16 protein-coding genes are annotated in these 23,073 nt (G+C 64.2%); 10 read left to right on the top strand and 6 right to left on the bottom strand.

The annotated features are described in order from the left end of the window. Nucleotides 1–6 precede the first annotated feature (6 nt). The 4 genes from cas7e to cas3 all read right to left on the bottom strand — a co-directional run bounded on the left by cas7e (nt 7) and on the right by cas3 (nt 6,307). Nucleotides 7–1,080 (bottom strand): type I-E CRISPR-associated protein Cas7/Cse4/CasC, encoded by a 1,074-nt coding sequence (gene cas7e, locus LQ956_RS08140; protein ID WP_238629729.1) that lies wholly within the window; start codon nt 1,078–1,080, stop codon nt 7–9. Nucleotides 1,081–1,107: 27 nt separating this feature from the next. Further along, nucleotides 1,108–1,764, bottom strand: a complete 657-nt coding sequence (gene casB, locus LQ956_RS08135) for a type I-E CRISPR-associated protein Cse2/CasB (RefSeq protein WP_238629730.1) — start codon at nt 1,762–1,764, stop codon at nt 1,108–1,110. Continuing rightward, complete coding sequence (casA, locus tag LQ956_RS08130; protein ID WP_238629731.1) at nt 1,761–3,470, bottom strand: type I-E CRISPR-associated protein Cse1/CasA; 1,710 nt, start codon at nt 3,468–3,470, stop codon at nt 1,761–1,763. Before casA ends, casB begins: the two co-directional genes overlap by 4 nt. A gap of 152 nt (nt 3,471–3,622) precedes the next feature. Further along, nucleotides 3,623–6,307, bottom strand: coding sequence for a CRISPR-associated helicase Cas3' (gene cas3, locus LQ956_RS08125; RefSeq protein WP_238629732.1), 2,685 nt, complete (start codon nt 6,305–6,307; stop codon nt 3,623–3,625). Between the two features lie 325 nt (nt 6,308–6,632). On the opposite strand from cas3, the gene LQ956_RS08120 reads away from it, so the two are divergent. Then, nucleotides 6,633–7,340 carry a HAMP domain-containing protein gene (locus LQ956_RS08120; RefSeq protein WP_238629733.1) on the top strand — a complete coding sequence of 236 codons (708 nt, stop codon included), beginning with the start codon at nt 6,633–6,635 and terminating at the stop codon, nt 7,338–7,340. Continuing rightward, entirely contained in the window at nt 7,283–8,890 is a 1,608-nt protein-coding gene (locus LQ956_RS08115; protein WP_238629734.1) for an alpha/beta hydrolase, read from the top strand. Before LQ956_RS08120 ends, LQ956_RS08115 begins: the two co-directional genes overlap by 58 nt. Here LQ956_RS08115 and LQ956_RS08110 read toward each other — a convergent pair whose 3' ends face one another. Next, entirely contained in the window at nt 8,891–10,336 is a 1,446-nt protein-coding gene (locus LQ956_RS08110; protein ID WP_238622661.1) for a GntP family permease, read from the bottom strand. Further along, nucleotides 10,333–11,427 (bottom strand): patatin-like phospholipase family protein, encoded by a 1,095-nt coding sequence (locus tag LQ956_RS08105; RefSeq protein ID WP_238622662.1) that lies wholly within the window; start codon nt 11,425–11,427, stop codon nt 10,333–10,335. Before LQ956_RS08105 ends, LQ956_RS08110 begins: the two co-directional genes overlap by 4 nt. Before the next feature lie 478 nt (nt 11,428–11,905). Here LQ956_RS08105 and LQ956_RS08100 point away from each other — a divergent pair, with 478 nt between their 5' ends. The 8 genes from LQ956_RS08100 to LQ956_RS08065 all read left to right on the top strand — a co-directional run bounded on the left by LQ956_RS08100 (nt 11,906) and on the right by LQ956_RS08065 (nt 22,814). After that, nucleotides 11,906–12,892, top strand: a complete 987-nt coding sequence (locus LQ956_RS08100) for an efflux RND transporter periplasmic adaptor subunit (RefSeq protein ID WP_238622663.1) — start codon at nt 11,906–11,908, stop codon at nt 12,890–12,892. A 1-nt stretch (nt 12,893) separates the two neighbouring features. Further along, nucleotides 12,894–15,971, top strand: a complete 3,078-nt coding sequence (locus LQ956_RS08095) for an efflux RND transporter permease subunit (RefSeq protein ID WP_238629735.1) — start codon at nt 12,894–12,896, stop codon at nt 15,969–15,971. Nucleotides 15,972–15,981: 10 nt separating this feature from the next. Next, nucleotides 15,982–17,055 carry an efflux RND transporter periplasmic adaptor subunit gene (locus LQ956_RS08090; protein WP_238629736.1) on the top strand — a complete coding sequence of 358 codons (1,074 nt, stop codon included), beginning with the start codon at nt 15,982–15,984 and terminating at the stop codon, nt 17,053–17,055. A gap of 177 nt (nt 17,056–17,232) precedes the next feature. Further along, a complete protein-coding gene (locus LQ956_RS08085) occupies nt 17,233–18,183 on the top strand; it encodes an MnhB domain-containing protein (RefSeq protein ID WP_238629737.1) in 951 nt (316 codons plus the stop codon). After that, complete coding sequence (locus tag LQ956_RS08080; protein ID WP_238629738.1) at nt 18,180–18,527, top strand: NADH-quinone oxidoreductase subunit K; 348 nt, start codon at nt 18,180–18,182, stop codon at nt 18,525–18,527. The genes LQ956_RS08085 and LQ956_RS08080 overlap by 4 nt, the downstream gene beginning before the upstream one ends. A gap of 8 nt (nt 18,528–18,535) precedes the next feature. Further along, the gene (locus LQ956_RS08075) at nt 18,536–20,008 is read left to right on the top strand and encodes a complex I subunit 5 family protein (protein ID WP_238629739.1); all 1,473 of its coding nucleotides are present in this window, start codon (nt 18,536–18,538) and stop codon (nt 20,006–20,008) included. After that, a complete protein-coding gene (locus LQ956_RS08070) occupies nt 20,005–21,651 on the top strand; it encodes a complex I subunit 5 family protein (RefSeq protein ID WP_238629740.1) in 1,647 nt (548 codons plus the stop codon). Before LQ956_RS08075 ends, LQ956_RS08070 begins: the two co-directional genes overlap by 4 nt. A gap of 5 nt (nt 21,652–21,656) precedes the next feature. Beyond that, nucleotides 21,657–22,814, top strand: coding sequence for a copper resistance protein NlpE N-terminal domain-containing protein (locus LQ956_RS08065; RefSeq protein ID WP_238629741.1), 1,158 nt, complete (start codon nt 21,657–21,659; stop codon nt 22,812–22,814). Nucleotides 22,815–23,073: the final 259 nt, after the last annotated feature.

Below are 23,073 nucleotides of genomic sequence, written 5' to 3'. Positions count from 1 at the left end.
CGCTCCTTACTGCTCGATGGAGAGAAAATCGATCAGTTCAGGGAGGTTCCCCATGGCCACTTTTCCGGATAGGCATGGTTCCCGGTAGTCGGGGTCGGCGGCCACGACGAAGCGTTGCTCGGCGCCTGGCCCATAGGCATCGTCGAAGGCCTGCGCCTGACGCTCCAGACGTGTGATGGCATCCCGCGCCTGGTCCTGTCCCGAGATAGGGCGAAGAAAGGCGGCCGAGAGCGAACGCGGCTGCTGGTCGCCCTTCTCGGCCAGCACGTAGCTGGCATGAGCGCGGGAGCCAAAACTGTTCTGCTTGCCCTTCGGCGAGGTCTTCACGGCAGCTTCCACCAGGGCCGCAATGGCGCGATCCGACAGGACATCATCCCCCTTGAGATTCTCTATCAGCTGCCGCCGATCGATACACACATAGCTGTAAAACAGGCCAGCACCAAAACCGGCCTCTCCCACGTGAGCTGCACCTCGATGCTCGTCACCGGCATTCAGATCGTCCACGGCCGTGAAGTAGTCGTCCTCCACCTCGGCGGCATGCACGGTGATCGCGTGGGCGACTTGGCAGGCTGCATCGACGTTGAAGGCCGGGGACGCCGCCAGCATGCGGCCAAACAGTGCAATATCCACGGCAGACGGCTTATGGCGGAGCAGGTCGAGATCCTCCTGCTCCGGCGCGCGATTCTCATAGGCCAGCTTTTCGACCAGGGCATCGACGGCGGCTTGCTCCTCGGGGCCAACGTGGACCAGCTGGCTGGTTTCCAGTTCGCCCTTGGCCACATCACCGAAGACCTTGGCGATGTCCGTTGCCCAGGCGCGGGCGTCTTTCTCCTTAACGCCCTTTTCCCTCAAGCGCTTTTCCGCCTCGATACCCACGCGCTTGGTGCGCATGCCACGATGCTGCCCTACCGCCTCCTCGAATACTGCCGAGGTGCGCCAGGTGCGCTTCAGGCTCTGAGATGACACTCGCAGTCGCTTGGCACCGCCCATGATGGCGGTCTTGGGTCGCCCCAGGTCGTCACGGTTGAGGTTCGCCGGCGGATAGGCGGTCAACAGATGCAGTTGGATGAAGTGGCTCATTACTTGGCTCCCTGTGTGGTGAACGGATCACTCGTTGTCTTGTCGATAGCCGGCCGTGGCGCCGAAATAGTCATTGGCCCACACAAACCCCAGACGCCGGGTAGGTTGGGGCGATGCCCCGCCCTGATATTCGCGCCACCAGAGCGCGATGTTGTCGGCGAGATGCACAATGCTGACACCACGCTTGTCGATCAGCGCCAGGGCACGGCGCAGGCGTTGCACCAGTTCCTCCGGCGTGCCCGCGGTCATCAGTTGCTGGAAGCGCAGCTCGCTCATGCACGGCTTACCGGTTTCGCGCTTATGCCGACCGAGACCGGCGCCAAGCGGCATCCTGGGCTGTTCCTCGCGAAGCTCAGCCACGACCAGGGCGATACAGGTCCAGACCTGCAAGCGCTGATCACGCAGGTGGTCTGGCTGTTCGTCTTGTGCCGGCAACCAGCGCCACAGGTGGCGGAAAGCCTCTGTGAGCATGGCCGCCTCAATGGTGTCGCAACGTCGCAATGCCGCCCGCATCCCTTTGGGCCAGGGGGGAGCGTCGGTATGGGCCTTCAACGCATCGGTGGACAGCGTCAAGCGCCGCCACCAGCGCCGCAAGGCATCGGCTTCTCGACGTTCGATGGCATACAGCCGCTCGGGCACGCGTGGTGGCGGCTCTGCTGGGGGTGCGAGTTCCGTTTCACTCATGACACACTCTCTTCGGTAGTTGCCGGCTTGGCGCTCAAGACGAAGCCACCGGTCTCGGCAAATTGACGGATGACCTTGCTGCCCTTGCTGCGCCCGGCCAGAAAATTCAGCAACTGACGCCTTGCCGCAGTGGCCCGCTGCAGGTCGACGGCTTCCAGCGCACCACTCAACGCTTGCTCCTCGAATAGGGCCAAGGCTTCATGTTTCAGCGTGAAATACCACGCCTCAGCCACCCCGGAAGGCAGGCGCGGGGTGTCATCGACCTCCGTCAGCGCCTGCTGGAAAGCGTGCAATGCATGAAAGAAGGCACCCTGGGTGGCGTCATAGAACTGCAGGTCGATATGGCTCATATCGCCCTTGGCATCGGAAGGGCGGGCGAACCAGGCGTTCTTGACCTGGGCACGCACCATCCAGGCCACCTGGCGAGCCAATTCAGTGCACTGTTGCACCCAGGTACGCAGTCTTTCCTGCTGGGCAGGGGGCACGGCCACCAGCGGCATCTCGACGCTGTACCAGCCGCGCGGCTTCATGTTGTCCATGTCATGGCCGAACGCCCACAAGCGGGTATGCTTGAGCAGGGCGGCGATCTCTTCACCGAAGCGGCGCTCCTCGTCGACGACCGGCACCTTGCCGGCGATGTAATCCTGCACCACCAGAGCCGGTAGCGCGCCGCTGGTATCGGCATCGTGCAATACCAGGTTCGACCAGTGCTGATAACCCAAGCCGCCCGGCTGCCCCTTGGTGGACAGCGGCGGCTCTGAAGGTTTCTTGGGATCACGGCGGTAAGGAGTCAGCGGGTGCAGCCAGGGCCCGTCGTAGTTGGTGCCTTGCTTCTTGGCGCGGATGTGACGTACGGCGCGTGTGGTTTCCCGTCCGCAGATGTCGCAGCGACACGACGCATCCTCGAAAAGCAACCGGAAGCGACGGGGCATCGACCAGTAGGGATGGAGCGGATGCATGCTATCGGGCAGCACTTCCGTGCCTTTCTTGTCGCTGACCCGGGTCGATGCCATCCACAGAAACAAGGTGTCGTCATCGGCGCGTGGCGCCTTCCATGTCTGCCCGGATCGCGTCAGCGCCTTGGGCGTCAGCACGTTCAACCACAGGCGAGACCACAGGCTGGCATCGGGCAATTCGGGCAGCACCAGCGTAGTCAGCGGCCCGCCTCCCCTCAGGCCGACGCGAATGCCTGCCCCACCGGCCGGTGCATTGATTTGCATGGTGAACAACGCCAACGCCGAGCAGTCTTCGCACATCGCATCGACACGCCCGCGCTTCACGAAGAAGTCGGTATTGTTCTTGACACCGTTCGCCCCGGGGGAGTCGATCAACAGGCCACTGACTGTGGTCTCCTTGACGTCCTTGAGTGGATCGAGATCCTGCATGAACCGCGCTCTCTCACCATCCAGCTCGAAGGCTGCGTTGAAAGGCGCAAAGATGCTCTCCAGTTCAGCGATACTCGGCGGCTCGATAAAACGATCCAGCCAGTCGCCGTGATCCTGCGGTGGCAGCGCGGTCTGCAAGAGGCCGATCAGGAACTGATGGGCGGCCCCCTGGAAATCGGCCCGGGGCAAAGCGAGGTCAATCACCTCCGGGTCGGCCACCGCGCTGGGCGCACGGTAGGTTGTGGTTCCATCCCGAGTACGAAAAGGCAGCCAACATGCCGTCAATAGATTCATCGTCGTTCCTTGCTCCTCAAAAGACATGAAGGTTCATATCAATTCTTCATGCATTACACATCAGAGTCACATTTAACCCACCTGGAGGATCCTGTCAACCTGAGCGATAATGAATCCCCCGTTCACCGCCTTCGCGGTGATGAACCGGTTCAAAGCAACTCTTTGGCTCGTTCCCCGCGTCAGCGGGGATTCCCGTCCTTTGAAAACACCACGCCCCATCCACCGTCATAGGTGCAAGCAGTATCGGCTTCGACCAGCCATGGCTGGGTAAAGCGCAGCGCCTTGGATTGCTCTTGAAGGGCCTCCCACTGGGGCTGGCAGTCGCAGGACAAGCCCGCCAGTTTTTCAGCCTGGCTCTGGCGCAGCTTGACCTGGCTGAGCATGTCGGCGTGACGCTGCCCCTCTGCCCAGAGCGTCAGCTCGCCATCTTCGCGATGCTTGAGCAAAACGACGTTGACCGTCGGCTCATCGACTAGGCGCGTCCCGATCTCCTGTTCTTCCTGCCACTGATCAAAATCGGGATGACGAAGGTAGCCCTGCTCCAGCGACAGGACATTGAAGCTCGCCATGGAGACCGCGTGGCGCCTCATGCCATGCTGCTCGAAACGCGCATCCAGCAGACCATCCGGCACCAGGTCCGCAACCGACCCATAGACGCTCTCGATCAGGGTCCGCGCCTCCTCGGGCATACGGATTGCTCCGAGCTCGCGCAACACGCGCTGCGTCAGCCACAATAGAGAGGTATCGCGATAGACCGCCTGAGTGCCCGGCAAGGTACGCTTCAGCCACTGGGCATCCGGCGTGTCGCTCCATTCCGGTGCAAGAATGGCGAGCAAGGGTTGACGACGCGAGCCACGTGTATGGCGCTGAAGACGCCCGGCCCGCTGAATCAGCAGGTCGATCGGTGCGAGATCACTGACCATGTAGTCAACATCGCAATCCAGTGATTCCTGGAAGACCTGCGTACTGATCAGCACCTGGCCGCGTCGCTGATCAGGGTTGGATGCCTTGCCCAGCCGCCCGATCACATCCGACTCAATTCGCTGACGGTCTGTCATCGCGAAACGGCTGTGGAAGAGCAAGCAGCGCTCTGGGTCAGGATGGCGCGCGCGCAGCTGCTCGAAGGCCCGAATGGCGTCATCCACGGTGTTGCGCACCCAGGCAACGCACTCCCCTGCCTCCACCGCCGCCATCACCGTCTCGAACGCCTGCTCCTCGGTTGTCAGCCAACGGACACCCACCTCGCGCGCCACCTCGGGACGCGTGGACAGCGGGACTTCCCGCACCGAGTCATGATCGATCTGGGTCAACAGCGGGAACGCCTGTTCCCGCATCGAGGCCGGGGGCTGCCCCAACCCCTGGCGCCACGCCACAGCCAGTTCCTCGCGCATGCCGTGTGGCAGGGTGGCCGTAAGCAGGATGGCACTCCCGCCCTGACGGGCGTGATGGGTCAGCAACTGCTGCAAAAGGGTCTGCATGTAATGGTCATAGGCATGCACCTCATCAACAATCAGCACCTTGCGCGCCAGACCATAGAGGCGGAGCGACTGATGCCGAAACGGCAACAGCCCCATCAGTGCCTGATCGATGGTGCCGACCCCCACATCGGCCAACAGAGACTTCTTGCGCGAATCGGCCAACCAGCGATTGCAATATGTCGTCGCCGTGATGTCATCGGCGGCGTAATTCTGGTCTTCAGGCTGCTCCAAGGCCACGGAATTCACGAAGGTGTCGTTCAGATCGCGGGCGCCATGAGCCAGCACGAAGGAAGGGCGAGACTTCGCGGCATAGAAACGTTGATGCAGGTTCCCCAGTCGCTCGTACATGGCATTGGAGGTCGCCATGGTCGGCAGGGCGAAGTACAACCCCTCGCCATGTCCCGCCGCAAGAAGACGCTGGCTGAGAATGCAGGCCGCCTCTGTCTTGCCGGAACCTGTCACGTCCTCAAGGATGAAGAGCTGGGGACCTTGCCCGATAGTCAGGGTTTCGGCTTCGCGCTGCAGTGGAGTTGGCGTCACCGACTCGCCGCCGAACCAATGGGACAGGCCGGTATAGGCCACCGGCTTGGGAGGATCGGCAAAGCCGGACTGTTGGAGCGATAGCTGAGCGCGTTCGAGGGCCAGTGGCCAGTAATCATCCAGTGGCATCTCATCTTGGCGATACTCGAAATGATCTCGATTCGAGCCCAGCCAGTCACTTAGGGTGGCCCAGCCAGCGATTGTCCAACTCAGTGCGAGAAAGGCTTCCCGCCATTCCGGTGAGACAAGGTGCTGAACCGGCCAGTTGGGATCGAGCAGTGTGGCCCAGTCCGCGACAAACTGGCGCGCAGCCTCACAATCTGATGCACTGCAGTCATCACCGAAAAAATCTGCCAGCTCAAGCCGACCCGCCCCGACGGGCTGGCCGTGATGTCCGAACATCGGTGCCAGCACGGCGCGAAGGGTCTCGCTGAGTTGCTGGCGTGTCTTGCGGTCGAGGTCGCAGTCCGGCCAACGCAGCGTGCCGTCCCGCAGCCACTCGATCCAGGACGCCTGCCACAGCAATGCGCCCAGACGATCGTGTCGTTCGGTATAGGCCAGTCGCTCTATCGGAGACACCAGTTCGCCGCCTTGCGGCCGGGCCACACCCTGAAAGGCTCGCGCAAACTTACCCAGATCATGCAGCCCCAAGAGAAATACCAGGAATCGACGCAGCCCTTCAGGCGGCAAATCGAGCCGCGCCGCCAGCAACCGGGTCAGTGGCCGCTCGGGAGCCAACAAAAGCCAGCCCGCTGCCGCCACATCCAGACTGTGATAGGGCAGAAGATGGCAGCTATCGCCTCCGTCCGCCGGTATCGCCTTGCCCCAGTAGAGGTAATACGACATGCCTGTCTCTCCCAATGGCATTCACGCTTTTCATTCACGCACTCCTGGATGGTGTCGTCACAAGATCCGAGGCCGGATTGCCATGCACCAGATCTGCGGAGCGGCAAGGAATGAAGTGGTGTGCCTGACATAGCGTGTTGCAATGCCTGCAAGTGACGACGACGATACCATGCCATCCAGGAATCCCCCACCCGAAGCCGGCGTGAGGTCGAAGCACGAGTCCGGCCAGTCACCGGCCTGCCAGATGTACTCGTAATCCCCGCTCTTCATGCGGAGATTATCGGCTGCATTCTCCGCAGGCGCGAGTCATTCGCTGCATCAAGTATTGCTCCCACTGGAAGGCATCAGTCTGGCGGCCATAATTATCGGCGTGTTGCTATCCGCCCTGCTGGGCATCCTGATCACGCGAGGGATCACCGGGCCGCTCAGACTGCTGGTGGATTCCGTGGAACGGGTACGCGGCACAGGTAATTTCAATGATCAGATCATCTACCACAGGAAGGATGAGATCGGCGCCGTGATCGCCTCCTTCAATGCCCTGCTGGAATCCCAGCGCCATGCCCTTGAAGAGGTCAACACGGCCGTTCATGCCCTGGCGAGCGGTGACTTCGGCTCACGGATCAAAGGTGATTATGCCGGCGATCTGGACAGCCTGAAGCAAGGCTTCAATGCAAGCGCTGACACCATCCAGCTCACCATGGATGAACTGGCCAAGGTGATGCAGGCCTTGCGGGCCGGAGAATTCAGCGTGTCCATCGCCCCCAATTGCGTGGAGGGCGAGTTCCGGCGCATGCTAGAAAATGCCTCTACCGGGATGCACTCGCTGGATGACAGTACACAGGGCATCATCACCCCCAAATCCGCCATTTGGTGGGTTGCGTGCCCTCTGGAACCGAAATTGGCTTGCTTGCGGTCCGGCGGCATACTATCGCTACAGAGGCATGCCCCCTTCCCTGCCATCCAGCGAGACCGCAAATGTATCTCAGCATCGTGGGTCTACTCGTCGGAGCCGTGTTCTTTGCCTTTTCGCTGACACCCTCCCTGTTGCCGCGCCCGTTCCTGATCCAGGGCGTGATCTCGGGGGTTTCGTTTGCGGCGGGTTATGGTCTGGGTGTCGCTGGTGTATGGCTCTGGAAGTACCTGGAATTGCCCACCCCGAGCAAGCGGACGGTCCGAATCCTCCAGGTCGTTGCCGGCCTGCTCTGCGTGCTGATCACGTTCAGCTTCGTTTGGCAGGCAGCGGAGTGGCAGAACTCCATCCGCGCGCTGATGGGAATCGAAAAGCTCGCGGGTGTTCAGCCGGTGCTGTCGGGCGTCATCGCTGCAGGGGTGTTCGTGCTGATACTGGGTTTGGCTCGTCTGTTTCAGTGGGTCTTTCGCACCCTGGCCACCAGGCTGCACCGGCACGTCCCGCACCGCATATCCCAGATCATCAGCATCACTGCCGCCGTGTTGCTGTTCTGGACCGTGATCAACGGCGTACTGGTGAATTCAGCGCTGCGGGTCTTGGATCGCTCCTTCCAGCAGCTTGATGCACTGATCGACACCGACCTGCCGCACCCCGTACACGCCTGGCAGACGGGCAGTGAGGAGTCGCTGATCGACTGGAAGGATCTGGGCCGTCAGGGGCGCAGTTTTGTTGCCGGCGGCCCCACCGCCGAGGATCTCAGCGACTTCTTCGCCACACCGGTACCGCCCCCGATTCGGGTGTACGTGGGTCTCAACTCAGCGGATACGCCGGAGCAACGGGCCCGTCTGGCGCTGGAAGAACTCAAGCGTGCGGGTGGCTTCGAGCGCTCCATACTGTTACTGGTGACACCCACCGGCACGGGCTGGGTGGATCCCTCGTCACAGAACACGGTGGAGTACCTGCACCGTGGCGATATCGCCACGGTCGTGGCGCAGTACTCCTACCTGAACAGCCCGCTCACCTTGCTGACCGACCAGGGCTACGGTGCGGAAAATGCACGTGCCCTGTTCACGAAGATCTATGACCACTGGCGCACCTTGCCGCCGGAATCGCGGCCTCGGCTCTTTCTGCGTGGCCTGAGCCTGGGTTCGCTCAACTCCGATCTCTCCTTCGACCTCTTCGACATCATTGATGATCCCTTCCACGGCGCGCTATGGAGCGGACCGCCGTTTCGCAACGAGACCTGGCGCAGGGCGACCGCAGAACGTGATCCAGGCTCCCCGGCCTGGCTGCCCGAGTTCCGAGGCGGGTCAGTCGTGCGGTTCATGAATCAGGAACACAGGCTCGATCACGGCAAGGAAGAATGGGGAACGTTCCGAATCGCCTTTCTGCAGTATGCCAGCGATCCGATCACCTTCTTCAGCCCCGGGTCCGCCTGGAAGGAACCGGAGTGGATGCGCGAGCCACGCGGTCCCGACGTCTCCCCCGATCTGCGCTGGTTTCCCATCGTCACCATGCTGCAACTGGCCGCCGACATGATGGTGGGCACCGCACCCAAGGGATTCGGGCACGAGTACGCCCCGAGTGACTACATCCACGCCTGGCTGGCGCTGACCGAGCCCGAGGGCTGGACCCAATCCGAGCTGGAACGCCTACACGCACTGTTTGATTGATCAGAAACTCCCGAACAGCGTCCCCAACGTAATCAGCACAATCAGCGAGAGGAAGGGCGCCACCATCGCGGCCATCGCCAGATCGAAATAGGCCTGCCGGTGCGTGAGCCCGGTGATTGCGAGCAGGGTGATGACCGCGCCGTTGTGCGGCAGCGTATCCAGTCCGCCGGTGGCCACTGCCGTGACACGATGCAGCAACTCCGGGTTGATCCCCTGGGCGTAAGCCATCTCCAGATAGGTATCGCCGAGGGTCGACAGCGCGATACTCATCCCCCCCGAGGCCGACCCGGTCATTCCCGCCAGCACGTTCACCGCAATCGCAAGCGAGATCAGCGGATTGTCGCCCCCGAGACCAACCACCGCATCACGAATCAGCACGAAGGCGCCCAGCGAGGCGATCACGGCACCAAAACCCACCAGGCTTGCGGTATTGAAGATCGGCAGCAGTGAGGCGTTGGCACCGTTGTCGACGGACTGCGTGAGCTTGGGCAACCGCTTCCAGTTCATGGCGATCACCACCAGCAGGGACAGCACCAGGGCCGCAACCACCGACCAGATCCCACGCACCTCCTCAATGCTGGTCTCACCGTACAGCGGCAGGGCCAGGAAGTCCGTATCCATGTTCGGGATGATCACGAAAGTGAACAACAGGTTGATCGCAATCACCAGCACCAGCGGCAGGACGGCGACGAATACCGGTGGCCGGCTCACCGGGGGGTCCGCCACCGGGAGCTCCATCAGGTCGAAACCCTCACCCGCCGAGCGTTCCCGCAAGTCCTTGTTCGGGACGAATTCCGCATCCGGGTGGTTGCCGTAGCCTTCCGAGGCCAGCTTGTGCGCGCGGTACTTGAGCCAGGACATGCCGAGGACGAACATCACCAGCGCCGTGATGATGCCCAGCCCCGGGGCCGCGAAGGGAGAGGTGCCGAAGAAAGGCATCGGGATGGCATTCTGGATGGCGGGCGTACCCGGCAGCGCAGTCATGGTGAAGGTGAAGGCACCCAAAGCGATGGTTGCGGGAATCAACCGTTTGGGGATGTCGGCCTGCCGGAACAGGGCCGCCGCAATCGGGTAAACCGCAAAGGCCACCACGAACAAGGACACCCCGCCGTAGGTCATGACGGCGCAGGACAGGACCACGGCCAGGATCGCCTGGCCGCTGCCCAGCTTGGCGATGATGGCGTCGGCGAGGACCCGGGCGCAGCCCGAGTCCTCCATCAACTTGCCGAACACGGCGCCGAGGAGAAATACGGGGAAATACAGTGTGATGAAGCCACCGGCCGAACCCATGAAAATCTGTGTGTAACTCGCCAGCACCGGGCCGTCCATCGTTGCCACCACTGCGAAGGTGGCCAGCGCCGGCGCGAGGATCAGGAGGCTGACGCCCCGGTAGGCCAGGTACATCAGCAGGCCCAGTGCGATGACGATAACCAGGATCCCCATCATGGCTTCGGCTCCGTTGGCTGGTCGGATGACGCAGATGCGTCGAGGCTAGGTGGCGCAAAGCTGTCGGTAAAAAGGCCCTTCAGATCGAAGGTGGAACGCTTGCCCAGATCATCGAAATGGCGCTTGAGGAAGCCCTCGGCCCAAGCCTGGCCGCGTTCCTTGAGGTGCGTCAGGTAGTCCCATTCAGCGTTCATCTTGCTTGAGGCATCCAGATTCTTGAGCTCTTCGTGGGCATGGATCAGATGCAGGTAGATGTCGCGGTAACGCTCGGATTCGAGTCGCTCCACCTCTATCAACTGGTGCAGGAGCTCGATGGAGCGCAGTTCCTTGATCAGGCTGGCGTTGAAGGTAATCTCGTTGAGCCGGTTGATGATCTCGCGACCGGTGCGCGGCAGTTCCTCTCTTACCAGTGGATTGATCTGAACCACGATCAGATCGCGTGTGGCGCGATCCTCGACCAGCGGATAGAGCGCGGGATTCCCGATATAGCCACCGTCCCAATAAGCCTCACCGTCGATCTCCACGGCCTGGTACATGAAGGGCAAGCAGGCGGATGCCATCACCGCATCGACCGTGAGATTCGGCTGGGTGAAGGTGCGGCCGCGCCCGGTGCGCACATTGGTGGCGGTCACGAAGACCTTGAGGGCCTTGCAGTGGTTGACCCGTTCGAAATCCACCTGTGAAGCGACGAGTTCGCGCAGTGGATTAATGTTCAGAGGATTCAGTTCGTAGGGCGAGAACTGCCGGGTGAGCTGCTCGAAGAACAGGTAACCGGGCGAGTGATCCAGGCTATAGCGGTTGGTCATCCGGTCCCAGGCGGACCGCTGTATCGGAGAGAATCGTGCCGCGTCGCTGACCGCCTTCCAGAACCCGGCAAGGGCCTCCCGCGCGCCCTCGCGCCCCCCCTGATCCAGGCCATCGGCCATGACCACCGCGTTCATGGCGCCCGCGCTGGTGCCGCTGATGGCGGCGATCTCGATTCGCTCATCCGCCAAGAGCCGGTCCAGCACCCCCCAGGTCAGTGCGCCGTGAGCGCCGCCTCCCTGCAAGGCGAGATCCACTGTCCTTACATCCTTCCCGGCCTTATTCATCCGAAGTCTCCCTTGGCCCCCATGTTCCGGCTAATACCGCAACATGGGGGCCATGTCTAGCGTCGAACACATAAAACTGGACCGGGTCGACACTCACCTGTGGTTCATGTCCCGGATGCATTGCTGAGCGATCCCTGCCCAGGGGCGGAAAAACCCTTTCGAAGGGCGATCGTACCGGGATAAAGGTGGTCAGATCCCTGGTGTTTTACCGCTGTATAACCGTGGCGCAGAACGGGCAATTTTGTGGATCAGGTGGCTACCATTGCGGCACCGGTTGTGCGACATTCCGGAAAGGGAAAAACCGCTCGGTGGGCCGAAGGAGTGTGCTGTGCGCTTGCGTTCGGTATGGTGGCGAATCGTCGGATTCACTCCGGCCCATGGCCAGGTCCCGGGCACCTCCCGGCGGGGCAGATGGGCTCTGGTTCCAGCGCTCGCGGCACTGGTCTTGCTTGCCGCCTGCGGAGGTCGACCCGAGGATGTGACGGGTCTGTCTCCGCGATTAGTGGATTCGGTACTGCTGGGGCCTGCCGAACTGCCGGCACGCCGACAGTTTCCCGGTGAGGTGCGCGCCGATCAGCGTGCCGAACTCGCCTTCATCGTCTCCGGGCCGCTGGTCGACCTCCCCATCCAGGAGGGGCAGTTCGTGGAGGCGGGAACACTGCTGGCCCGGATCGATCCCCGCGATTTCGTGAACGAGCGCGACGGGCGTCGGGCGGATCGGAACGAGGCCCGGTCCCGGTTCGACCGCATCGAGAGGGCCTTTGCAGCCGGGGTGGTGACGGCGGCGGAGCGGGACCAGTCCCGTGCGCGCTTCCAGGTAGCCGATGCCGAGCTGGCGCTGGCGCAAAAGCGCCTGGAGGATACCGAACTCCTGGCCCCGTTCCCGGGCCGCGTTGCCCGCCGCCTCGTCGAAAATTTCCAGACCGTGCAGGCCGGCGAGCCCGTGCTGCTACTCGAAGACATCAGTCGACTCGAGGTTCGAATCCAGCTACCGGAACTCGACGTGGTGCGGCTGCCCGCCGGCCGGTCCCTGCTCGGCACGGAGGTCGGCACGGTCAGCTTCGACGTGCTGCCGGGGCGACGGTTCCCGGTCTCGGTGAAGGAGTTGGAGACGCGCGCCGACCCCCGCACCAACACCTACCGTGTGGTCCTCAGTCTGCCCCCGCCGGAGGGGGCCAACATCCTCCCCGGCATGAGTGCGAGCTTCGTGCCCCATGACGCGGTGGTAGGGATCCGTTCCATGTACTTTCTCCCGGTGGAGGCGCTGCAGGCCACATCCGATCGCAGTGCCTTCGTCTGGCTGCTGGACCCTGAGCAGTCCACGGTGCAGCGAAGGTCCGTGCGGATCGGGGGCCTGAGCGGCCGTACGGTGCAGGTACTGGAGGGCCTGTCGGAGGGTGACCGGGTCGTCACCGCGGGTGCCGCCTATCTCGCCGACGGCGAGCAAGTGCGGATGAGGGACTGAGATGAACATCGCCGAGCTGTCGATCCACAAGAAGGTCATCGTCCTCTTCATCACCTTCCTGATCATCGGCGGCGGCATCTTCGCCTACGAGAACATGGGGCGGCTGGAGGATCCCGAGTTCACGATCAAGGTGGCCAAGGTCGTGACCCTGTATCCGGGGGCCAGCGCCGAGGAGGTCCAGCGCGAGGTGACGGACGTGCTGGAAACCGCGATCCAGCAGATGCCACAGCTGTGGCGCATCACCTCCCAGTCCACGGACGGGCTGTCCATCATCACCCCGGAGATCCAGCAGGCCTATACGGCCGCGGAGATGCCGCAGATCTGGGACGAACTCCGACGCAAGGTCGGCGACGCTCAGTCCCGCCTGCCGCCCGGGGTACTCCCCTCCATCGTGAACGACAACTTCGGGGATGTCTTTGGCGTGTACCTGGCCATCACCGGGGAAGGCTACACCTACTCGGCGCTGAAGGATTACGCCGACCTGCTGCGCCGCGAGCTGCTGCAAGTCCCCGGTGTTGCGAGCGTCGCGCTCAACGGCGTTCAGCCCGAGCACATCTTCCTTGAGGTCTCACGCACCCGGATGGCCCAACTAGGCATCCCGCTGGAACTCGTGTACCGGACCATCGGCGAACAGAATACGGTGACCGACGCCGGACGGGTCGGCGTCGGAGGCAGTCGGATCGCGGTGCGGCCCACCGGCGAATTCGATTCCGTGGAGGCCATCTCCAATGTACTGATTCCGGACCCAACCGGCCAGGGGCGGCTGATCCGGGTACGCGACCTGGCGACGGTGACCCGCGGCTATCGGGATCCGCCCACGAGCCTGATGCGCTTCAACGGCAAGCCGGCGATCGGACTGGGAATCTCCACCGTCTCGGGCGGGAACGTGGTGGTGATGGGTGAACTGGTGGAACAGCGGCTCGCGGAGCTTGCGCCGCTGACCCCCGTCGGCATGGAGATCGGCGTGATCGCCTTCCAGGCCCGCGCGGTGACCGAGGCGATCAACAACTTCATCGTCAGCCTCGCCCAGGCCGTGGCCATCGTCATCGTCGTGTTGCTGGTGTTCATGGGGCTGCGCTCCGGCCTCATCATCGGCGTGGTGCTCCTGGTGACCATCCTCGGCACGCTGGTCGTGATGTACGCGCTGGACATCACCCTGCAACGCATCTCCCTGGGTGCGCTGATCATCGCGCTGGGCATGCTGGTGGACAACGCCATCGTCGTCACGGACGGAATCCTGGTGCGTATTACCCGGGGCATGGACCGGATCAAGGCTGCAAAGGAAATCATCGCGCAGACGGCCATGCCCCTGCTCGGTGCCACCGGCATCGCGGTGCTGGCCTTCGTCCCGATCGGTTTCTCCGCCGACAACACCGGCGAGTACACCCGCTCCCTGTTCGTGGTGATGCTGGTTTCGCTGCTGCTGAGCTGGATCACGGCGCTGACCCTCACCCCGCTGCTCTGCCACATGTTCCTGAAACCGGAAAAGGTGTCCTCCGGAGGCGAGAGCCGGTTCTACCGAACCTATCGCAACTTCGTGATGCTCTGCATCCGGGTCCGTTACCTGACCCTGGCGGCGACGGTTGGTCTCCTCGTCCTGGCGATCATTGGCTTTGGCATGCTTCGAGAAGGGTTCTTCCCGCCATCGACCCAGCCCCAATTCATGGTCAATTACTACCTGCCGCAGGGAGCCGACATCCACGCCACCTCAGGGGACATGAAGGTCATCGAGGACTACCTGCTGTCCCGGGAAGAGGTGGTCGCCGTCTCCAGCTTCGTGGGCAGCGGCGCGCAGCGCTTCCAGTTGACCTACACGCCGGAGGACCCCAACCGCAGCTACGGCCAGCTGATTGTCGAGGTGGATGACCGGCGCAGGATCGATGACCTCACACTCGATGTCTACGACTTCATCCGGGACAATCTGCCGAACGGCGAGCCGGTCGTGAATCTGTTCCAGCTGGGGCCCGGCGGTACGTTCAAGGTCCGCGCGCGGTTCAGCGGCCCGGATCCGCAGGTCTTGCGCGACCTGGCGGCTCAGGCCGAGCAGATCATCGTCGACTCCGGACTGGCACAGATCGCGACCACGGACTGGCGTCAGCAGACGATGGTACTCGCGCCGCAGTTCTCCGAGGCGCAGGCACGGCGCACGGGCATCGACCGACCGCAGCTGGCGCGCGCCCTGCACCGCGCGACCGAGGGTACCACTGTGGGTTTCTATCGTGAGGGCGACGACCTGATTCCCATCATCTCCCGGGCCCCGGAGGACGAACGTCAAGACGTCGCCAGCCTCGGCGATGTGCAGATCTGGAGCCCGGTGGCCGAGCAGGCGATCCCACTGCGGCAGGTCGTCAGCGGTTTCGAGGTGGCGTGGGACAACCCGATCATCATGCGGCGCGATCGCGTGCGCACCATCGAAGTGCGGGCCGATGCCTTTCCGGGCGAGCTGGCCAGTACCCTGCTGGCGGCGGTCAAGCCCAAGATCGACGCGCTGGAACTCCCGCCAGACTACCGCCTGGAGTGGGGCGGCGAGTTCGAGGACTCGGCCCGTGCCCAGAGCTACATCGCTGCCGGCATCCCGGTGCCGCTGCTGCTGATGGTCCTGATCCTGGTGCTGCTGTTCAACAACCTGCGCCAGCCGCTGGCGATCATGCTCACCGTGCCACTCGCCGTGATCGGTGTCACCGTAGGGCTTCTCCTGGCCAACGAGCCGTTCGGCTTCATGGCGCTGCTGGGCTTCCTCGCACTGTCCGGCATGTTGATCAAGAACGCCATCGTGCTGATGGACGAGATCAATCTGGAACTGCGCGAAGGAAGGATCCCCCTGGATGCGGTGCTCAACGCCGGCGTCAGCCGCATCCGACCGGTGGTGATGGCCGCGGGCACCACGGTGCTGGGCATGCTGCCCCTGTTCCAGGATCCCTTCTTTGTCGGTATGGCGGTGACGATCATCGGCGGCCTCAGCTTTGCCACGGTACTCACGCTGGTCGTGGTGCCGGTACTGTACGCGACCCTGTACCGGGTGCCATCGCGCGCCGAGGACGAGTCCGCGGACCCCAGTCCCGCAGTGCCGGCGTCCTGAGGAGGGAAACATGAGAATGATCCTGCTGGTGTTGGTACTGCTGCACGTCGGTACGGCCCAGGCGCAGACCGCCGCCCGTACCATCCTGGATGAGACCGGGCGAGCACCGCTGGTGCAGACACTTGTGGTGGGGGTTGACGCGGAAATCCTGGAACTGCCGGGGCGAGTACAGGCGACCCGACGTTCGGAACTGGCCTTTCCCGTGTCCGGGCTGCTGAGCGAACGGCCGGTGGTCGCCGGGCAACGGGTCGCAACCGGCGAACTGCTGGCCCAGCTCGATCCGCGCGACCTGAAAAATCGCGTCGCCCTGGAGGAGGCCCGGCTGGCGCTTGCCAAAGCGGATTTCCTGCGCTTTTCGAGACTGGCCGAGTCGCCCGTATCGCCGGTGACCCCGGCAGAAGTGGACCGGAAGCGGGCGGAGTTCGAGATCGCGACGCTGCGCACCGCGCAGGCGCGCAAGATCCTCGAGGACGCAACGCTCACAGCCCCCTTCGACGGCATCGTCGCCGCCACACTGATCGAAAACCACCAGAGGGTTCGGGCCGACCAGCCGGTGCTGCTGCTGGAGGCGTCCGATGCGCTGGAGGTGGTCGTCGATCTCCCCGAACGGGTGTTGGGACGTTTGAGCGAACTGCCGCGCGATAGGCCTGTCGCCGAGGCCGTCTTCACCGCGGCCCCAGACCGGGCGTTTCCCGCCCGGGTCAGCGAGATCGCCACCCGAGCAGACGCCGTCACCCAGAGCTTCCGGGTGACCCTGGCGATCGACCGGCCCGAGGACATCAATCTGCTGCCCGGTATGACCGCGACCGTCTACGCGCGCCCCAACGTCTACCTCCGGCCCGTATTACGTGTTCCCCTGAGCGCGGTGGGCGAAACCGAGGCGGGTGATGCTTTCGTCTGGGTGGTCGACCCGGAGACCTACGCGATCGAGCGCCAGCCGGTGACCCTGGGCGAGGCCAGCCACGGCACGGTGGTCGTACTGGAGGGGCTGCACGGTGGCCAGAGGATCGTCTCCGCGGGTGTCGGCCGGCTACAGGCCGGCATGGTGATTAGCCCCTATCGCACCGGGATGTTGAGTCAATAACGCAGGGGAGATTCACATGCTTCGCGGTCTATCCGTACAACAGAAGCCTGTGATCTGGTCCCTGGTGCAACTGGCGGGCGCCACGGTGGCCCAGCTGCCGGCACGTTTCGCGCGGCAGAGGTCCGGCGGCGTATGAGCGGTCCAGGGCCCATCGAGTTCGGATTGGTCGTGTTGATCATGGCCGCCGCCATCCGGGCGCATGTGGCGCAGGCCACTTTTGCGGCAGCCCTGGGCTTTATCGCCTACGGGCTGCTGCTGGGCTTGGTCTGGGTGCGCCTGGGCACAGTGGATGTGGCCTTGACCGCAGCAACGGTGGGCGCAATGACCGGCGTGCTGCTGCTCTCTGCCGCCACGCGCATGCGTGCCGGCGAGCGGGCCGCGATCCTGGAACGCCCCGGCCCGGCCCTGCGTGGGCTGATCGCCGTGCTTTGCATCGCGGTTTCGGCGGCGATCGCGCTCGTGGTGCTGATGCCGGCCGATCCTGCGCCCACGCTGGCGCCGGCTGCCGCGGCCAACAACCTGCACGCCACGGGCGTGGGCAACCCGGTCACCGCGGTACTAATGGCCTACCGGGCAATCGACACGCTGCTGGTGAACGTCGTGCTGCTCATTGCGGTGGTGGCCGTCTGGTCCATGGCCCCGGATTCCCTGTGGGGCGGACGCCCCGGGCCGACACCCGTAAGGCAGGACAACGAGGCACTCACATTTCTTGCCCGGTTACTGCCACCGATCGCAGTGGGGGTCGGCATCTACCTGCTGTGGAACGACATCAATGAGCCGGGCGGCGCCTTCCAGGGCGGCGCGATCCTCGCGGCGATGTGGATCCTCGCACGCATGGCCGGCCTCGTGGATGCACCTGCGATCGGCCGCCTGTCCCTGCGGCTTGCCCTGGTGTCGGGCCCGGTCGTGTTTCTGACTGCCGGGTTCGCAGGCTTTGCACTCGCCGAAGGCTTCCTCGCCTACCCATCCGGCTGGGAAAGGCCGGTCATCATCGTGATCAACTCGGCCATGACGCTGACGGTGGCGGTGACGCTCGCCATGCTGCTGGAGGGGCCGCCCACGCGACCGCCCTCCCCGCCCCTGGCCGGCATGCCTACAGCGCAAGACGCGAAGCGGGGCGAACGGTGACACTGACCATCACCTCTCTGTATGGGTTGCTCGGCGCCGCGCTGGTGGGCCTGGGTCTCTACGGGCTTCTGGTGCAGCCCCATCCGCTGCGCAAGATCCTTGCATTCAACGTTATGGGTGGTGGCCTGTTCCTCGTGTTCGACGTGGTCGCCCGCCGGGGTGCGGCAGCCTGGTTCCCCGCGGATCCGGTGCCCCAGGCCTTCGTGATCACCGCGATCATGATGGCCCTTGCGGGCACCGCGCTCGCCGTGGCGATCATGCTCCGGCTGTTCGCTGAGACCGGTCGGGTGACACTGCGGCCCGAGCCGCCCGCCTCCAGCGACGGCCAGGGCGGTGATTCATGAGTCCCGTGATGGCGGCACCCGAGGGTTTACTGCTGGTCCTTGCGATCTTCGGGCCGGTGCTCGGCATCCCGCTGTTGCTGGTACTGGGGGGGCGGCAGGCGGAACGGATCGGGCTCGTGCTGCTTGCGCTCGGGCTCGGCGTCGCCATCGCCATTGCCACCACCGTGATTCGCCGCGGCGATGCACTGGAATATGTGCTGGGCGGGTGGGCGCCTCCCCTGGGTGTGCTGCTACGTGCCGACGGGCTCTCCATCGTGATGCTGGCCACCACCGCGGTCGTGATCGGCGCGGCCGGACTCTATGCCCGTTCCGATTTCGGCGTGCCACGTGGAATGCCTGAGACCCGGGCACCGCTGGTGTTCTGGACTCTGTTGCTGACGGTCTGGGCCGGACTCAACGCGGTCTTTCTTGCTTCGGACTTGTTCACCCTGTTCGTGGCACTGGAACTGCTCACCCTCGGTGCCGTCCCGCTGGTCAGTCTGAGCGGACGCGCGGAGGCCCTAACCGCCGCCCTGCGTTATCTCCTCTTCTCGCTGCTGGGCTCCGCCCTGTTCCTGCTGGGCGTGGCGCTGCTCTACGGGTCCTACGGCACGCTCGATATCGCCCTGCTCGCCGAGCGCGTCCGTGTCGAACCCGCGACCCAGTTGGCAGCCGCATTGATGACCGTGGGGCTGCTCACGAAGACCGCCCTGTTCCCGCTACACATCTGGCTGCCCGCCGCCCATGCCGGTGCCCCGGCAGCCGCCAGCGCGTTGATCTCGGGGCTGGTGGTGAAGGGCTCCTTCGTACTCATCATCCGAGTGTGGGTGGATGCGCTACCCGGCGTGGCGACGCCGATGGCGGCCCAACTGCTCGCGGCCCTGGGGGCGGCTGCGATCCTGGTGGGAAGTGCGCTTGCACTGCGGCAGGCGCGACTGAAGATGCTGATCGCCTATTCAACGGTGGCGCAGGTGGGCTACCTGTTTCTGGCCTTCCCGCTGGCAAGTGCCACCCAACTCGGTACCGCGGCCTGGACGGGCGGGATACTGCAAGCCGTATCGCATGCGCTGGCCAAGGCCTCGATGTGTCTGGCGGCGGGTCTGATCACGAAGGCGATCGGACACGACCGCATTCTGGATATGGGGAGCATCGGGCGCGTAATGCCCACAACCGTGTTCGCCTTCGGGCTGGCCGGCTTCACGCTCATGGGCCTGCCCCCAAGCGGCGGCTTCGTGGCCAAGTGGTTGTTGTTGCGGGCCGCCATTGAGGGCGCGCAGTGGTGGTGGGTCCTGGTCATCGTGTCGGGAGGACTGCTGACCGGCGGTTACCTGTTCCGCGTGCTTTCCCGTGCCCTGGCCCAGTCGGACGAGCCGCCGGGCCTGCGCTCCCCGCTGGACCGGCGCGGGGAACGGCTGGTGCTCGGCCTCGCGCTACTCTCGATCGGCGTCGGTCTGGTGCCGCTGGCCTCCCTGTCTATCGTCCACATCGGGCGCGGCCTGTGAAGGGCCCGCTGCTCATCGCCACCTGGGCCGTCCCGCTTGCGATGCTGGCGGCCTGCCTGTCCCCGCGGGTTCGCACCCGCATGCTGGCGCTGCTCGGACTGGCTCCGCTGCCCGGCCTGGCCGCAGCCCTGCTGGCCCACGACGCCGCACCGCTGGTGCTGGACGATTCTCGCCTCAATCTGACCTTTTCGCTTGATCCCGTTGCAGCCGTGCTGCTCGGCGCCGCCTCGCTGCTCTGGATGATCGCGGGGATCTATGCGCGAAGCTACATGAGCCGGGATCCGAATGCCGGGCGTTTTGCCCAGTGGTGGCTGCTGACGCTGGGCGGCAGCCTTGGGGTATTCGTTGCGGGCGATCTGCTGACCTTCTACATCGCCTTTGCCCTCGTGAGCCTGGCTGCCTGGGGCCTGGTCGCGCACGACGATACCCGCGCGGCACGCCGGGCCGGCGTGCTCTACATCGGCCTCGCGGTCTTCGGGGAGGTTTGCCTGTTGCTCGCCTTCGCGCTGCTCGCCGCATATGCGCCGGGTTACAGCATTGCCATCCAGGACGTCGTCGCGGCACTGCCCGAAAACCCCGCCCGGCATTACATCGTCGCGCTGCTGATCACGGGCTTTGGTTTGAAGGCAGGCCTGCTGCCTCTGCACGTCTGGCTACCGATCGCACACCCAGCCGCCCCGATGCCGGCCTCGGCGGTTCTGAGCGGCGCGATCATCAAGGCGGGCGTGATCGGGTTGATTCTGTTCCTGCCTCTCGACCCGGGCCTGAGCGGCTGGGGCACGGCGCTGACCGTGATCGGGCTGCTGACCGCCTTCTACGCCGTGCTCGTGGGCATCACCCAGCAGAACCCGAAGACCGTGCTGGCCTACTCCAGCGTAAGCCAGATGGGCGGCGTGGCGGCGGTTCTCGGCATGGGTCTAGCGACGGGCAATGCCACGGCCGCCATGGCGGCCGCCTTCCTCGCCGCGCACCACGTGCTGGTGAAAGGGGCGCTGTTCCTTGCCATCGGCGTCGCCGCCCATTCGGGGGGGCGGCGCACCTGGACGCTGATGCTTCCCGCGGGGTTATTGGCGCTCGCGTTGGGCGGTTTGCCGCTCACGGGGGGCGCCCTGGCCAAACTCGCCGCCAAGACGCCGCTGGGGGACGGGCTCGTTGTGATCCTCGTCACCGTGGCGGCGGCAGGCAGTACCCTGTTGATGCTGCATTTCCTGTTCCGGCTCGCCGACACCCGCGCCGAGTCCCCGACTGCCAGGGCCAAGGCTGGTCTGCTGGTACCCTGGCTACTGATGGCCTTCCTGGCCGTGGCCCTGCCCTGGGCGTTGGCCACCACACTTGTGGGCGTTACCGTTGCGCAGAGTCTCACCTTAAAGGCGCTCTGGGTCGCCGCCTGGCCGGTGATGCTGGGTATCATCCTCGTACTCGCCCTGCGCCGTTTCGGTGGGGTCCTGCCGCGCGTGCCGGAGGGTGATATCGTGGTGTTGGGGAGCGGAACCGCACGCGCCGGCCGCGTCACCGTAAACCTGATCGAGCGGGTGGAACGGCGCCTGTGCGACTGGCCCACTGCGGGTGTGTCGCTGCTGGTGCTGACCATTCTTATCGGGGCGGCGCTCTTTGCAGGCCCCACACTGTTTAGAGGAGTCTGACGACAATGCGATACCTTCTGCTTGCCCTGTTCGCGATCACCGTTGCGGGTTGCCAACCCGACAAGACCACCAGTCTTCCTGCAGCGCCGTCCCCGGAGCAGGACCCCGCCCCGGTCATCGATATGCACACGAGCCGCGTTGCGCTGGATTGGGCGGGAATGTACGAGGGCCTTCTGGCCTGCGCAGACTGCGCCGGCATCCACACTCAACTGACACTCGAACCAGATGGCCGCTTTGAGATCGTTACAAGGCGACTTGTCCGTGCCGCAGAGCCATCGTCCGCACGAGGACAATTCGAATGGAAACCTGACGGCAACACCATTGTGCTCGATGCCGAAGGAGCCGGACAGCGCTACGCCGTAGGCGAGGGTCGTCTCCTGCTGCTCGAAACCGGGCAGACGCAGCCGGCTTGGGACAGGGCCGAGGCGACCCTCGCGCAGTCGCGGCCGGAATGGCGCAGTACCCGGCAGAATCTAGGCGACATTCTTGAGGACCATCGCTGGACACTCGCCCATGCGACCGACGCTGCCAATCAGCGCATCGACACCCTGCTCGTCGAGGCAGAACGATCATTTGCGTTCAACTTCGCCGGATCGCATCTGCACGTGCAAGGCGGCTGCAACGGATTTCGCGGTGCCTTCGCGACCGATGCCGACGGCATGCTCGAAGTGACGGGTACGATGGGCACGCTGATGGCCTGTGCAACGCCCTTGATGGAAGCCGATGCGACACTTTCGGCGCTGATGGCAGAGCCGCTGGAGACGGTCGTGGTTCGCGGCGTGCAACCCAGGCTGATTCTGCTCACGCCGGCTGGCGATGCGCTGGTGCTAACGGGAGAACTCACCCCGGAGGCTCGGTTCGGCGCCCCGACGACTGTCTTTCTCGAGGTTGCCCCGCAAGCGGTGGCGTGCGAGGCATCGATGCGAGGCGACGGCCTGTGCCTGCAGGTGCGAGAGCAAACCTTCGATGAGCGGGGACTGCGGGCTGGTACACCCTCCGAATGGCAGGCCTTCACCGCAGACATCGAGGGTTTTCAGCACGAACCCGGCATCCGCAACGTGTTGCGTGTCAAGCGCTTTGAACCCGCTGACGGTTCAGAGATGCCGCACGGGCCGATCTACGTGCTGGACCTGGTGGTCGAGTCGGAGGTCGTGCCTCAATGACCCGTGTCGCGGGACAAATTGATGCGCCCGGTAGCGAAGCAATGGCCGGACCGGTTCCGGTGCAGCACGCTGCCGGCAGCGCGCTCACCCCCGTCACTGAGCAAGTGCAGGTTGGGATTGCGCTGTCGCTCCGGCACTCCATGGTAAAACCATATGCTGGCAGGAAGCCTGAGCCTGCGGCTTCATATTGAGGTTTATCAAGAGCGATTGCCGCGGGCGAGCATCCTACGGCGTTGAAGCCTATTATTTCTGGCCTGTA

The organism is Ectothiorhodospira lacustris, assembly GCF_022227845.1.
Classification (GTDB): Bacteria; Pseudomonadota; Gammaproteobacteria; order Ectothiorhodospirales; family Ectothiorhodospiraceae; genus Ectothiorhodospira; species Ectothiorhodospira lacustris.
The sequence above is the reverse complement of the archived record's forward strand: the minus strand, read 5'-3'. Positions and strand labels throughout refer to the sequence as shown.

Excerpts from the sequence above, each read along its gene's own strand:
- cas7e (WP_238629729.1), bottom strand. The coding sequence starts at position 1,080 with ATGAGCCACTTCATCCAACTGCATCTGTTGACCGCCTATCCGCCGGCG.
- casB (WP_238629730.1), bottom strand. The coding sequence starts at position 1,764 with ATGAGTGAAACGGAACTCGCACCCCCAGCAGAGCCGCCACCACGCGTG.
- casA (WP_238629731.1), bottom strand. The coding sequence starts at position 3,470 with ATGTCTTTTGAGGAGCAAGGAACGACGATGAATCTATTGACGGCATGT.
- cas3 (WP_238629732.1), bottom strand. The coding sequence starts at position 6,307 with ATGTCGTATTACCTCTACTGGGGCAAGGCGATACCGGCGGACGGAGGC.
- LQ956_RS08115 (WP_238629734.1), top strand. The coding sequence starts at position 7,283 with ATGTATCTCAGCATCGTGGGTCTACTCGTCGGAGCCGTGTTCTTTGCC.
- LQ956_RS08110 (WP_238622661.1), bottom strand. The coding sequence starts at position 10,336 with ATGATGGGGATCCTGGTTATCGTCATCGCACTGGGCCTGCTGATGTAC.
- LQ956_RS08105 (WP_238622662.1), bottom strand. The coding sequence starts at position 11,427 with ATGAATAAGGCCGGGAAGGATGTAAGGACAGTGGATCTCGCCTTGCAG.
- LQ956_RS08095 (WP_238629735.1), top strand. The coding sequence starts at position 12,894 with ATGAACATCGCCGAGCTGTCGATCCACAAGAAGGTCATCGTCCTCTTC.
- LQ956_RS08090 (WP_238629736.1), top strand. The coding sequence starts at position 15,982 with ATGAGAATGATCCTGCTGGTGTTGGTACTGCTGCACGTCGGTACGGCC.
- LQ956_RS08085 (WP_238629737.1), top strand. The coding sequence starts at position 17,233 with ATGGCCGCCGCCATCCGGGCGCATGTGGCGCAGGCCACTTTTGCGGCA.
- LQ956_RS08075 (WP_238629739.1), top strand. The coding sequence starts at position 18,536 with ATGGCGGCACCCGAGGGTTTACTGCTGGTCCTTGCGATCTTCGGGCCG.
- LQ956_RS08065 (WP_238629741.1), top strand. The coding sequence starts at position 21,657 with ATGCGATACCTTCTGCTTGCCCTGTTCGCGATCACCGTTGCGGGTTGC.